Genomic DNA, 13,230 nt, shown 5'->3' with positions numbered 1-13,230 from the left:
TCGTACGCACCGCGATGCCGATCCCCGCCCTCAGCGCAGCGCGAACGCGCGGTGCCGTCGACATGTCGATGATTACTCGCCGGGCTTCGCGAGCTCGGCGACACCGGCCCGGGCGAACTTCTCGTCCAGGTCACCGGACGGGGCACCGGCGACACCGATACCGGCGATCGGCGCGCCCTTGGCGGTGACCGGGGCGCCGCCGGCGAGGAACAGGGTGCCAGGGATGTCCTTCAGCGTCGGGGCGTTCTCCAGGCGCTTGACCAGCTCGGAGGTCGGGGCGTTCCAGGAGACGGCGGTGTACGCCTTCTTCACGGCCGACTCGTAGGACTGCGGCCCGGCGCCGTCGCCGCGCAGCTCGACGATGGTGTTGCCGTTGCGGTCCACGACGGCGACGGAGACGCGCTGGTTCTCCTTCTTCGCGGCGTCCAGGACGGCCTGGGCTGCGTCGGTGGCGGCCGCGACGGTCAGGTGGGTGGACTGCATGAGGGCGTCGTTCTGCGCGTCGGCCTTGACGGCCGCCGGGGCGGCCGGGGCCGCGGAGGACGCGCTCGCCGACCAGGCGCCGACGCCGCCGAGGACGAGGGCGGCGGCGAGGGCACCGCCGCTGACGACGCGGGCGCGCTTCGAAACCTTCTTGACGTGCTTCATGGGTGCCAACTCCAGGGATTCTCGGATTCTCGGGGCCGGTTCGTAGGGTGCTCGTGCCGTCCGGCTCTGAGATCCATCCTGGGTCCGTATCCCGCTGCTCCCCGTCGGTGTACCGGCTGCATACGGCGCGCGGGTCGGTGGACAACGGGGTCAACCGATCGGATGACCCCGGCCCTGCCCGGACGGGGAACAATGGGAGTGTTTGCCCAGTTCAGAGGGTGCGGACACGAGCCCGGGGCGGACACGGGTCCCGGACGGACACGGTCCCGGGGCGGATGCAGGTCCGGAACGGGTACGGGCCCGGGGCGGCCGGAAGGACGGTACACAGTGCACGCAAGCGAGCAGCCGCAATCGCTGCCGCAATCCCCACCGCAATCACGGTCACAGCCACGGCCGCAGTCACGGCCCCAGCCGCGCGACGGCGAGGCGGACACCCGCCGGCTGGCGACCGTCATGCATGCGACCTTCTTCGTGCTGCTCGGCTCGTCCATGGCCCGGTTCGTCCAGCGGCACGGCGGCGAGGCGCACGCGCCCTGGGTGATCGCGCTGGCGGTGGTACTGGCCGCGCTGTACGTGGCGGGGCTGTACGTGACCGGGCCCGGCCGGGCCGCCCCGACCATCCCGCAACTGCCGCCCGGTGCCCGAGTGCCCCGGCCGCCGGCCCGCCGCCTGGTGTGGCTGGGGGCGGTCGTCCTGGTGTGGGCGGTACTGGTGGTCCTCGCCCCGAGCTTCGCCTGGGTCGCGGTCCCCCTCTTCTACGCGGCGCTGCGCACCCTGCCGCCGCTCGCCGCGTACGCCCTGGTCGCCGTCCTCACCGTCTTCGTGATCAGCGCGCAGCTCACCCTGGCCCGCCGCTTCGACCTGGACCTGGTGGTCGGCCCGGCCGCCGTCGCCACCTTCGCCACCGCGATCTTCATGTACATGCAGCGCCAGGCGGCCCGGCAGCGCGCCCTGATCGACGACCTGGTCCGCACCCGCCGCGAACTGGTCGCCACCGAGCGCCGCGAAGGCACCCTCGCCGAACGCCAGCGCCTGTCCATGGAGATCCACGACTCGCTCGCCCAGGGCCTGTCCAGCCAGCGGATGCTGCTCCAGGCCGCCGAACGCACCTGGGACGCCGACCCGGCCAAGGCCCGCGGCCATGTCCGTACCGCCGCATCGATCGCCGAGCACAACCTCACCGAGGCCCGCCGCTTCGTCCACGACCTGGCCCCCGCCGACCTCGCCGAAGGCGGCCTCCCCCAAGCGCTGCACGCCCTCGCGGCCCGAGAGGGCGACGATCGCCTCACAGTCCGCGTCCACATCGACGATCCCACCGGCGCCCCGCTGCCCGACCTGGTGCAGTCGGCCCTGCTCCGGATCGCGCAGGGCGCCCTGGCCAACGTGCGCGAACACGCCGGCGCGACCACCGCCGCCCTCACCCTCACCACCCTCGACGACCAGGTCGTCCTGGACGTCGCCGACAACGGCCGCGGCTTCGACCCGGTGACGCTCCCGGACGCGCCCACCGGAGTACGCGGCCACGGCATCCCGGCGATCCGCGCCCGGGTCCGCCAGCTCGGCGGCACCCTCACCATCGAGTCGGCCCCCGGCGAGGGGGCCGTCCTGACCGCCGCGATTCCTCTGGAACGGCCCACGCTTCCCCTGGAGCAGCCACAGTGACCACGCCCACGACTCCGACCGCGCCCACGGCCCCGGAGAAGCCGTCCGTACGGATCCTGCTCTGCGACGACCACGTGGTCGTACGGGCCGGCCTGCTGGCCCTGCTCGACAGCGCCCCGGACATCGAGGTCGTCGGGGAGGCGGGCACCGGCGAGGAGGTCCTCGCCCTCGCCGCGAAACTCCACCCGGACGTCGTCCTCATGGACCTCCAGCTCGGCGCCGGCATCGACGGCGTGGAAGCCACCCGCCGCCTCACCGCCACGGACCGAGCCCCCCACGTGCTGGTCCTGACCACGTACGACACGGACGCGGACATCACCCGCGCCATCGAGGCAGGCGCGACCGGCTACCTCCTGAAGGCCGAACGCCCCGAGGAACTCTTCGCCGCGATCCACGCCGCGGCCCAGGGCCGTACGACCCTCTCGCCCCCGGTGGCCAGCCGCGTCATGGCCAACATGCGCAAACCGCGCCCCACCCTCACCGACCGCGAACGCGACATCCTCACCCAGCTCGCCCAGGGCCTGGGCAACCGCGACATCGCCAAAGCCCTGTTCATCAGCGAGGCAACGGTCAAAACCCACCTGGGCCGCATCTACGCCAAACTCGGTGTCGACACCCGAGCCGGCGCGGTGTCAGTCGCAAAGGAACAACGCTTGCTGCCGTGACCCGGGGTTCACTTCCTCCGCCTCAGCCCGCTTCCACGGCCGGGAATCGGGTGAGCACGGTATGGGCGAGGTCTCGGGCGTACGCGGCGTCCAGCAAGCCCGGGCGGAAGAGGATGCGGTACATCATCGGCGCCACCAGATGGTCGAGGACCGTGTCCACGTCGGGCGCCGGCTCACCCCGCTCGGCGGCACGGTCGAGAAGCACGGCGACCTGCTCGACGGCGTACGCCGAGCACTGCCCCGCATTACCGCCCTCCCGGTCACCGGCGAGCGCGTCCTGGATGTACGCGCGGCCGGCCGCCGAGGACATCTCCTCCAGCCACTCCGCCGCCCAGGTCTCCAAGTCCGTGGCCAGACTGCCGCGGTCGGCGGGCGGTCCCTCCGGGCGCAGCCGCTCCACCGCCACATCGGACAACAGCTCCTGCAGGTCCCCCCATCGCCGGTAGATCGTCGAGGGGGTGACCTCGGCACGCGCCGCGATCAGCGGCACCGTCAGCGCCGCACGCCCCACCTCGGCTTCCAGCTCGCGTACGGCCCGGTGCACCGACTCCTGAACGCGTGCGCTCCGCCCGCCCGGGCGGCTCCTCGGCTTTGCTCCCATCCCCCTAGGTTAACGCTATTTCTTTGCTACAAGCCGGGCGTCCACCGCTGCCCGCGGCGCGGACCCGCATTCCTGCTCGTACGCACCCGCCGCGCCCAGCAGTGCGGCCTCGCCGTACGGCCGCCCGATCAACTGCATACCGATCGGCAATCCGTGCAGGTCGAGCCCCACTGGCAGCGACAGCGCGGGCAACCCGGTGATGTTCGCCGGCGCGCAGAGCCGTACATAAGCGTCGGCCACCGCCTCCACCGTCCCGTCCGGCCAGGTGAACGCCTCCTGCCCGGCCAGCGCGGCGGTCGCCGGTACGGTCGGCGCCGCGATCAGGTCCACCTGCCCCAACAGCCCTTCCCATTCCCGCCGCATCAGCGTGCGGGCCCGCTGGGCACGTATGTGGTCGACCGCAGGCAGCAGCGCGCCCGCCTCCAGCAGCACCCGTACGTCGTCCCCGTACAGCTCGGGTGCCTGGCCCAACTGCGCGGCGTGGTACGCGGTCGCCTCGGGCACCATCAGCCCCCACTGGACCGCCTGGACGTACCGGTGCAGCGGTATCTGCACGTCCACCAGGCGGGCCCCGAGGTCGGCCATACGGTCCAGGGCGGCCCGCACCGCGGCTTCCACCTGCGGGTCGACGCGGTCGAAGAAGTAATCGGAGGGAACCCCCACCCGGACGCCGTCCAGCCCACCGCCTCCCGGTATCCCGAATCCGCCTCCGTATCCACCTCCTCCGTATCCGCCTCCTCCGTCTCCCTGTCCGTACTCGGATCCGGGGCTGTCCGCGTCGCGCCCGGCGATGGCCTCCAGTACCAACCCGGCGTCCCGCACCGTGCGCGTGATCGGGCCGACGTGGTCCAGCGACCAGGACAGTGCCGCCACTCCCTCTCGCGGCACCAATCCGTATGTCGGTTTCAGACCGACGCTGCCGGTCAACGCGGCGGGCACCCGGATCGAGCCCCCCGTGTCCGTCCCCAGCGCGAACGTCGCCGACCCGGCTACCACCGCGGCCGCCGACCCGCCGCTGGAACCTCCCGGCACCCGGTCCGGCGCCCATGGGTTGCGGGTCTGCGGCGTCGTCAGGCCATAGGCGAACTCATGCGTGTGCGCCTTGCCAAGCAGCACCGCACCCGCCTGCTTCAATCGCGCGGCGACGGCCGCGTCCCGGTCCGGTATCCGGCCGGCGCGGACGGCCGAACCGGACGCGGTCACCACGCCTGCGGTGTCGATGAGGTCTTTGAGCGCCATGGGAATGCCGTGCAGCGGGCCGCGGCGCCGCCCGGCGGCGATCTCCCGTTCCGCGGCGGCGGCCTGCTCGCGCGCCGCGTCCGCCGTGACGGTCGCGTAGGCGTTCACGAGCGGCTCGGTCGCCTCGATGCGCGCCAGGACTGATTCGGTCAGTTCCACCGGGGACAGGTGCCCGCCGCCGATCGCGTCTGACGCCTCGGCAAGGGACAGTTCGTAGGGCTGCACGGCCGTCACCGCTCGTCGGCGCGGTAGGAGGGGGCGGGCGGGGTGTCCGCCAGATCGAGCTCCCGGAGGCGGCTGACCACGGTCAGGATGTGATCCGCAGTGGCGGCCACGACCGGATGCCGGTCACCGCGCAGCGGAACCCCGGCCCGCTCGGCCGCCGCCGCGGTGCTCTGCGGAGTATGGCCAGGAAGGGGTGTCAGAGGCTGAAGAGGAGTCAGGGGAGTCAGGGACATGGCTGGTCCGTGTCTTTCGTGAGTGGTCGGGACTACGGCAGTGACCGTGACTACGACGGTAGGCCACCACAGCCACTAACGCAATATATTTGCTTTAATAGTCCCGCTCCCCTACTCTTAACGCAACATCTGCGCGTTAAGTTTCCGGACTCATCCATCCGCCCCGCGCCCCACTCCTCTCAAGGACCCCCATGCCTGCCCCCACTCCCGCTCCCGCCGCCTCCCCCACTCCCGCCGCTTGGGCCATCGGCGACATCACCATCCACCGCATCGACGAAACCGAACTTCCGCCGGAGACCGGTCCCTGGCTGCTGCCCGACGCCACCCCGGACGTCGTCGCCGCAAATCCCTGGCTGCGCCCGGACTTTGCTCACCCGGACCACGGCCTGCGCCTCGCCAGCCACTCCTTCGCCGTGCGTGCGGGTGGCCGGCGCATCCTCGTCGACACCGGCATCGGCAACGGCAAGGACCGCGCCAACCCCGCCTGGAATCACCTCAGTACGGACTATCTGGCCCGGCTCGAACAGGCAGGCTTCCCGCCCGAGTCCATCGACCTGGTCGTCCTCACCCACCTGCACACCGACCACGTCGGCTGGAACACCCGTTACCAGGGCGGCGCGTGGGTCCCCACCTTCCCCCGCGCGCGTTATCTGGTGGCGCGCGACGAATGGGCGTACTGGTCAGCCGCCGAACTGGACGCCCCGCGGCAGCAGATGTTCCGCGATTCCGTCCACCCGGTGCAGGAGCACGGCCTGCTCGACACCATCGACGTCCCGGCCACGGGCGCGGAGATCGCCCCCGGCGTGACCCTTGTACCCACTCCCGGGCACACCCCCGGTCAGGTCGCCGTCCGGCTGACCGACGCGGGACGGTCTGCGCTGATCACCGGCGACTGCATCCACCATCCCATTCAGCTCAGCCGACCCGACCTCAACAGCTGCGTCGACATCGACCCGGCCCGTGCCGTGGCCACCCGTCGCGACCTGCTCGCCTCCCTCGCCGGCACCGACACGCTGGTACTCGGCAGCCACTTCCCGGCACCCACCGCCGGCCTGATACGCCCCGACGACTCCGGCTACCGCCTCGTTCCCGCACAACTCACTTGATCAACAGGGGGCTCATCCATGAGAGCCAAAAAAACTCGGCCGTCGATGTCGAGAACCCGTGTTCGGCTCCGTCCCCGCAGTGAACGCGACCACAATGGGTCGCCCAGCATCGAGGAGAACACGATGGCCAAGTACCTGCTGCTCAAGCACTACCGTGGCGCCCCGGCCGCGGTCAACGACGTGCCCATGGACCAGTGGACGCCGGAAGAGATCTCGGCCCACATGCAGTACATGAACGACTTCGCGGCCCGGCTCGAGAAGACCGGCGAGTTCGTCGACGGCCAGGCGCTCGCCCCCGAGGGGACATTCGTCCGGTACGACGGCGAGGGGCGCCCGCCGGTCACCGACGGCCCGTTCGCCGAGACCAAGGACCTCATCGCCGGCTGGATGGTGATCGACGTCGACAGCTACGAGCGCGCCGTCGAGCTGGCCGGGGAGCTGTCCGCCGCCCCCGGGGCGGGCGGGAAGCCGATCCACGAGTGGCTCGAACTGCGCCCGTTCCTGACCGCGCCGCCCACCATCACGGAGTGAGCTCTCAGAAGTGACCTCATCGATGAACGAGGCGCTGCTCCGGAGCCTCACGCCGAGCGTGCTCGGGATCCTCGTCCGCCGCGGAGCCGACTTCGCGGCGGCCGAGGACGCCGTACAGGACGCACTGGTCGAGGCCGTCCGCGTCTGGCCGGCCGAGCAGCCGCGGGACCCCAAGGGCTGGCTGGTCACCGTTGCCTGGCGCAAGTTCCTCGACGCGACCCGCGCGGACGCCGCCCGCCGTCGGCGTGAGGACCTGGTCGACGAGGAACCGGCGCCCGGCCCCGCGCCCGCCGTGGACGACACGCTCCAGCTCTACTTCCTGTGCGCCCACCCGTCGCTGACGCCGTCGTCCGCGGTCGCGCTCACACTGCGCGCCGTCGGCGGGCTCACCACCCGCCAGATCGCCCAGGCATACCTGGTGCCCGAGGCGACCATGGCGCAACGCATCAGCCGGGCCAAGCGCACCGTCTCCGGAGTTGGGGTCTCCCCTGCTCATGCGAAGCCGAGAGCTGGGGGAAGGTTCGACCAGCCCGGCGATGTCGCCACCGTGCTGCGCGTCCTGTACCTGGTCTTCAACGAGGGCTACTCCGGCGACGTCGACCTCGCCGCCGAGGCCATCCGGCTCACCCGGCAGCTCGCGGCCGCCATCGACCACCCCGAGGTGGCGGGGCTGCTCGCCCTCATGCTGCTCCACCACGCCCGGCGCGCCGCCCGGACCGCGCCCGACGGCAGCCTGGTACCGCTCGCCGAGCAGGACCGCGGCCGGTGGGACACCGAGTTGATCGCCGAGGGCGTGCAGGTCCTGCAGGCGGCCCTCGCCCGCGACCGGCTGGGCGAGTTCCAGGCCCAGGCCGCCATCGCGGCGCTCCACGCCGACGCGCCCACCGCCGAGGAGACCGACTGGGTACAGATCGTCGAGTGGTACGACGAGCTCGCGCGCCTGACCGACAGCCCGGTCGTCCGGCTCAACCGCGCGGTGGCCGTCGGCGAGGCCGACGGACCGCGCGCCGGCCTGGCTGCGCTCGCAACGCTGGACGCTTCCCTGCCCCGCCACACCGCGGTGGCGGCATACCTCCACGAGCGCGACGGCGACCTGGCGACGGCGGCACGGCTGTACGCCGAGGCGGCCCAAAAGGCCCCCAACCTCGCCGAGCGCAACCACCTGACGCGCCAGGCCGCCCGACTCAACGCCGACCGTCGTCACTGACGGGGAACTCAACCGTCCCGGAGACCGTTCTCCAGGCACCACACGGAAATCCGCTGTACGAGATTGTTGCCGAAGCCGCCGCGATTCCAGGGCTGAGTGACGGGCTGAGTGCGTCCCGAAGCATCGGTGGCACGGACACTGAGTACATGATGGCCGGGCGCGGCCGTCCAAGGCGCCTGCCAGTACCGCCAGGCCCAGCCGTACCCGTCCGGCGGCGCGAGGGAGGATTCGTACCAGGAGTGCCCGTCGTCCGTGCTCACCTCGACCTTGGTGACCGGGGCGCGGCCGGACCAGGCCCGGCCCTCCAGGCGCACGGAGCCGGGGCGTACAACACGGGCGCGCGACATGAAGTCCGGGAAGCCGGGCGGGATCATCAGGGCCCGCGGAGCGATCCGGGTGACCGGCTCGCCGGGTTCCTCGGCCTCCTGCCGGTAGCGGTAGGCCACCTCCTGCTGGAATCCGGTGAACGGGCTGTCGACGAGGGTGATCTTCCGCAGCCACTTCACGTGCGCCATGCCGTACCAGCCGGGTACCACCAGCCGCAGCGGACAGCCGTGCTGCGGCGGCAGCGGCGCGCCGTTCATCTCGTACGCCACCAGCACTTCCGGATCGGTGCCGGTCGCGTCCGCCAGTGGCAGGCTCCGCTGATAGTCCTGTTCCACGCCGCGCTCGATGCCGTGATCGGCGCCGGTGAAGACGGCCTCGACCGCGTCCGGCTCCACGCCCGCTCTGTCGAGCAGGGTGCGCAGCGGTACCCCGGTCCACTCGGCGGTGCCGACCGCCTCGACCAGCCAGGGCTGGCTCACGGGGCGTGGCGTGAGCCGGGCCCGGCCGTTGCCGGCGCATTCCATCGTCACCCGTTGGGTGACGGCCGGGAAGGACCGCAGGGTGGCCATGTCCAGGGTCAGTGGGCTACGTACGCGGCCGCGCACGGTCAGCTCCCACGTGCGGGCATCGGTTGCGGGGATGTCGTAGTGCACGAGTACGTAGTGCAGCCCGGGCGGGGTCAGGTCGTAGCGCAGGGCCTCCAGCGGCAGCCCGTGATTGCGGGCAGCGAGCGCCAGTTCCTCCGGGCTGATGCCTTCAGCGGGGGCTGCCAGGCGGCCCGGCGCGCTGAGCTCCGCAGTGATGTCCTCACTGAGGTCCGCATGGAAATCACTGGTGCGGCCGTCCATGTCTCCATGGTGCGCGTCCTGACCGGTGCCGTACAGCGGTGGCGCACAGCGGCGGCGAGGGCACGTACGGCGTGTGCAGCGGTGGCGGTGGCGGTCGCGCGTACTGCAGTGACGATTACCCGGCCGGGAGTGGCGTTTGCGCGCCGGGGACGGTACGCGCATTCGCCACCGACGTCCCCAGCAGAGGAAACCCGGTGGATTGCGGACTGTATCCCGTCGACCCGCGGACCGTACCCCGCCGCTGCCAGGAGAGCGTCATGGACGGCATCACTCTGGAAGGGACGGGCCGCACTGCGCGGCCCGGTCATCGCTCCGCAGGACTCCGAGTACGACGAGTCCCGCAAGATATACAACGCAATGATCGACCGGCGGCCGGCCGCCCTCGTGCGCTGCACGGACGCCGCTGACGTCATGGATACTGTCGACTTCATCCGCGACCACGACCTCGAACTGGCAATCCGGGGCGGCGGACACAGCGGCGCCGGACTGTCCCTGGTGCACGACGGCGTCACCATCGACCTGTCACCGATGCGCTGGGTGCGTGTCGATCCCGTCGCGAAGACCGCCCAGGTCGGCGGCGGCACGCTGCTCGGCGACCTCGACCACGCCGCGCACGCCTTCGGCTCATCCGGATCTTTTCTTCCCGAAGACCTGAACGGCTTCTTCGCGGAGCTCGTCGTGCCGCCCGGGCCACCGTTCCCCGAAGAGATCCACGGGCACAAGATGTGCGGTGTGGTGTGGTGCTGGACGGGAGACCTGGAACGCCTGGAGGAAACGTTCGCGCCGGTACAGGAGCCCGCCCCACCGGCCTTCCACTTCACCACACCGATGCTTTATCCCGCGCTGCAGACCATGTTCGACGAGCTGATCCCGACCGGTCTGCAGTGGTACTGGCGCGGCGACCTGTTCGACCGGATTACAGACGACTCCATCGATGTCCACGCCAAGTACGCGGAGGCCACCCCCACCGATCTGTCGACCCTCCACCTGTATCCAGTCGACGGCACCGCCCATCGCGTGAACCACGAGGACACGGCGTGGGGCTACCGCGACGCCGTCTGGTCCGGCGTCATCGCCGGCATCGACCCCGAACCGGCCAACGCCGAGACCATCAAGCGGTGGACCGTCGACTACTGGGAAGCGCTGCATCCGCACTCCATGGGCGCCGCGTACGTGAACTTCATCGGCGCGGGCGAGCCCCAGCACCGGGTGAAGGCCACCTACCGCGACCACTACGACCGCCTCGCCGCGATAAAACACACCTACGCCCCGCACAACCTCTTCCACACTAACCAGAACATCGCGCCTGCCCGATAAAACGTGATGGCGGTCAACTAGCCGCTACGGGCCCGCTGTTCCTGTTGCAGCAATGCGGGTGCTTTACGGGGTGCTGTTTCGGCACAGCGGGTCCGCGCCGCCCCCTCACCGCCGCGTCGACCCCCTCAGCCGGAGACGGGCCCTGGTCAGCCGCGGCGAATGGGCTTCCTCACCGGCGACCAGAGCCTGGAGTATGTCCAGCAGGGCTCCCACGCTCGCGACCGGATTCAGTTCCACCGCTGAGATGGCCGGGCGGCTGTTGCGCGCGTGCTCGGAGTCCGAGCCGGCCACCACCATGGTCCGCTCGGGCACCCCGACACCACGCGCCATGAGCCCCTGCTGCACACCAGCCGCATGCCGCCCGGTAAGACAGAAAACCGCATCCGGTATACCGTCGTCGGTAATCCGGCCGGCCAGCTCCACGCCGCCCTCGACGCCCGCCCGTTCGGCCAGTTCGTAGAGCCGCGGTGCGGTTCCCCGCTCGGCGCACCAGCTCAGATAGGTGTCCTGGAGCTCGAGGTTCCAGGCGTTCGGGTCAGTGCCGCGCACCAGGGCGACGCTGCGCGCGCCGCCGGCCTCCAGGTGGGCCAGGATCTGGCGCGCGGAGGCCACATTGTCCTCCGAGGCCCAGTGCGGGAAATCCGGGCGTCCGGGGACACGGCCATAGGTGACGTAGGGAATGCCACGCTTCTCCAACAGTGCGACGACCGGGTCGTCCAGGTGCGGGTCGGTGACGATGTACCCGTCCATGGAGAACGCCAGCGGCGGTACCGGTGTCCGCGTCAAGTCCGGTACCAGCATGACACTCAGCCCCCGGGCCAGCGCCTGCGAAGCCGCCACACCCACGAACCTCTCGAAGACGTCCACCCCCGCCGGGGCGTAGTCGCCCAGGGCATCCAGGGAACGGAGTACCAGCCCCACCGCCCCCATGGTGGACCGCCGCAGGCCGCGGGCGAGTGCATCGGCCTCGTAACCCATCTCGTCGGCGACGGTGCGGATGTGCTCACGTGTGGCCGCGCTCAGCGTGCCTTTGCCGTTGAGGGCGTGCGACACGGCGGTGATGGAGACGCCGGCCCGACGAGCCACGTCCTTGATGGTGATGCCCTGCGTTCGTGCCATGGCGCCGCCTGAGTCTGAGAGCTGGGGTCTGGGGAATGGGACTGAGATCCGAGGCCTGACGTTTTCGTGGGGTCCGGTCCCGGTCGTCCGTCCGGCCATTGCGGGTTCAAAAAACAATGGCTGCTCGGGATTGTATAAAACGTTTTACCTTCCTAGCGTGATCCGCGCCGCTCAGACACACAGACGTCGCGAGCGAGGTGACGTCACTGGGCGCCCGAGTCCCCGAGCCCGGAAGGATCCCCGTGGAGCTGCACACCCTCAGGACCGAGACGACGGATCCGCGTGAACGCGGGCGCCTGCTCGGCACCCGTTTCGGCGCCCAGCTCCGGCGTGCCACAGAGCTGTACTTGCACCACTTCGGCGTACTGGGCATCCCTGCGGAACGGGCGCGCGACATCGCCGACCGCAGCCATGAGGCCCTACGGGCCTGGGCGCCGTCCCTGGCCGAGGAATCGGACGCCTGCGCCGACGCGGCCGGCATCGAGCGCTGGACGGTGGCCGCGGTCGGGGCCCGCACCGAAATCCTCGCCGCCTGTCCGCCGGCCAAGGAGGGCGAGTGCTCGACAGCGGTGTTCGCGCCCGCGGGAGCCACCCCGGAGACGGTGCAGACCTGGGACTGGCACGAGTCGCTCATACCGGAGGCCCTGCTGCACGAGCTCACCCCGAGCGCGGGACGCACGGTGAAGCTCTTCACCGAGTTCGGCGCTCCGGCCAAGATCGGCGTCAACAGCGCCGGCCTCGGCGTGCACTTCAACATCCTTTTCCACGCCTCCGACTCCGACGCCGGCGGAGTCCCCGTACACGCGATCGCCCGTCGCATCCTCGACGAAGCGGACACCCTCGACCAGGCCATCGAACTCGCCTCGACAGCGCGGGTGAGCGCCTCGACCTCGCTCACCGTGGTCACAGGCAGCTCTTCCGCCGCGAGCCTCGAGCTCTCCCCGGCCGGGCTCGCAGTGGTACCGGCCGGCGAGGACGGCTGGCTGCTGCACACCAACCACTTCCTCGACGCCGGGCTCAGCGCCGGGGACACAGCCCGGACCGAGTCTTCGACGGCGGAACGCTTCGCGCACCTGAACGAGGTCCGCTCGACACTGCCGGGGCTCGCTCCCGCCGAGCGGGCGAAGGCGCTGTGCGGCGACGCCGGACCGAACGCCGTCGTCTGCATGCGGCCGGACACGGCAAAGCCACTGCACGAGCAGTGGGGCACCCTGCTCACCATCGGCGTGGACGTCACCGAATGCGCGCTGGACTACGTGGCGGGCACGCCGGACGAGGCCGCGCGACGGGGTTTTGCGCGCTTCTGAGTTGCGGCTTTGGGGTGCGGGGTTGTTGGTGCGGGGGTGGGGTGCGGCGTTCGTCGGGCGGCCTTTCGGTCCCGGGCTTCCAGCGGGGGAGCTTCCTTCCGCCCTTCTCCCCGGGGGGCCTCCCCCCCCCCCCCCCACCCCGCCCGCCCACCCCCCCCCCCCCCCCCCCCCCCCCCCCCCCCCCCCCCCCCCCCC

At 71.2% G+C, this 13,230-nt stretch carries 12 protein-coding genes; 7 read left to right on the top strand and 5 right to left on the bottom strand.

Features of this window, described 5'->3' with window-relative positions; translation table 11 throughout:
• Window positions 1–72 precede the first annotated feature (72 nt).
• Window positions 73–648: a GlcG/HbpS family heme-binding protein gene (locus IF04_RS0132310; RefSeq protein ID WP_030266088.1), complete on the bottom strand. Its 576-nt coding sequence runs from the start codon at window positions 646–648 to the stop codon at window positions 73–75.
• A 453-nt stretch (window positions 649–1,101) separates the two neighbouring features.
• Here IF04_RS0132310 and IF04_RS0132305 point away from each other — a divergent pair, with 453 nt between their 5' ends.
• The gene (locus tag IF04_RS0132305; RefSeq protein WP_169746161.1) at window positions 1,102–2,310 is read left to right on the top strand and encodes a sensor histidine kinase; all 1,209 of its coding nucleotides are present in this window, start codon (window positions 1,102–1,104) and stop codon (window positions 2,308–2,310) included.
• Window positions 2,307–2,975, top strand: a complete 669-nt coding sequence (locus IF04_RS0132300) for a response regulator (RefSeq protein WP_030266083.1) — start codon at window positions 2,307–2,309, stop codon at window positions 2,973–2,975. Before IF04_RS0132305 ends, IF04_RS0132300 begins: the two co-directional genes overlap by 4 nt.
• Window positions 2,976–2,997: 22 nt before the next feature.
• Here the strand turns inward: IF04_RS0132300 and IF04_RS0132295 are convergent, their stop codons facing one another.
• Window positions 2,998–3,576 (bottom strand): TetR/AcrR family transcriptional regulator, encoded by a 579-nt coding sequence (locus tag IF04_RS0132295; protein ID WP_030266080.1) that lies wholly within the window; start codon window positions 3,574–3,576, stop codon window positions 2,998–3,000.
• Between the two features lie 15 nt (window positions 3,577–3,591).
• Window positions 3,592–5,040: an amidase gene (locus IF04_RS0132290; protein ID WP_037961559.1), complete on the bottom strand. Its 1,449-nt coding sequence runs from the start codon at window positions 5,038–5,040 to the stop codon at window positions 3,592–3,594.
• Between the two features lie 424 nt (window positions 5,041–5,464).
• Between IF04_RS0132290 and IF04_RS0132280 the strand changes: the two genes are divergently transcribed.
• From IF04_RS0132280 to IF04_RS0132270, 3 genes are all read left to right on the top strand, one after another.
• Window positions 5,465–6,379, top strand: coding sequence for an MBL fold metallo-hydrolase (locus IF04_RS0132280; protein ID WP_030266073.1), 915 nt, complete (start codon window positions 5,465–5,467; stop codon window positions 6,377–6,379).
• A 123-nt stretch (window positions 6,380–6,502) separates the two neighbouring features.
• Window positions 6,503–6,910: a YciI family protein gene (locus IF04_RS0132275; RefSeq protein ID WP_030266071.1), complete on the top strand. Its 408-nt coding sequence runs from the start codon at window positions 6,503–6,505 to the stop codon at window positions 6,908–6,910.
• A gap of 22 nt (window positions 6,911–6,932) precedes the next feature.
• Window positions 6,933–8,117 carry an RNA polymerase sigma factor gene (locus tag IF04_RS0132270; protein ID WP_030266068.1) on the top strand — a complete coding sequence of 395 codons (1,185 nt, stop codon included), beginning with the start codon at window positions 6,933–6,935 and terminating at the stop codon, window positions 8,115–8,117.
• Window positions 8,118–8,125: 8 nt separating this feature from the next.
• On the opposite strand, the gene IF04_RS0132265 is transcribed toward IF04_RS0132270, so the two are convergent.
• Window positions 8,126–9,292: a sulfite oxidase gene (locus IF04_RS0132265; protein ID WP_051831765.1), complete on the bottom strand. Its 1,167-nt coding sequence runs from the start codon at window positions 9,290–9,292 to the stop codon at window positions 8,126–8,128.
• 357 nt (window positions 9,293–9,649) lie between these two features.
• Between IF04_RS0132265 and IF04_RS0132260 the strand changes: the two genes are divergently transcribed.
• Window positions 9,650–10,609 carry an FAD-binding oxidoreductase gene (locus tag IF04_RS0132260; protein WP_245654581.1) on the top strand — a complete coding sequence of 320 codons (960 nt, stop codon included), beginning with the start codon at window positions 9,650–9,652 and terminating at the stop codon, window positions 10,607–10,609.
• 105 nt (window positions 10,610–10,714) lie between these two features.
• On the opposite strand, the gene IF04_RS0132255 is transcribed toward IF04_RS0132260, so the two are convergent.
• Window positions 10,715–11,728, bottom strand: coding sequence for a LacI family DNA-binding transcriptional regulator (locus IF04_RS0132255; protein WP_030266062.1), 1,014 nt, complete (start codon window positions 11,726–11,728; stop codon window positions 10,715–10,717).
• 242 nt (window positions 11,729–11,970) lie between these two features.
• Between IF04_RS0132255 and IF04_RS0132250 the strand changes: the two genes are divergently transcribed.
• Entirely contained in the window at window positions 11,971–13,035 is a 1,065-nt protein-coding gene (locus IF04_RS0132250; protein WP_030266059.1) for a C45 family autoproteolytic acyltransferase/hydrolase, read from the top strand.
• The last annotated feature ends 195 nt before the right edge of the window (window positions 13,036–13,230 follow it).

Origin of the sequence: Streptomyces violens (assembly GCF_000717745.1) — a bacterium.
Taxonomy (GTDB): domain Bacteria; phylum Actinomycetota; class Actinomycetes; order Streptomycetales; family Streptomycetaceae; genus Streptomyces; species Streptomyces violens.
This window is presented reverse-complemented; position numbering and strand designations above follow the sequence as displayed.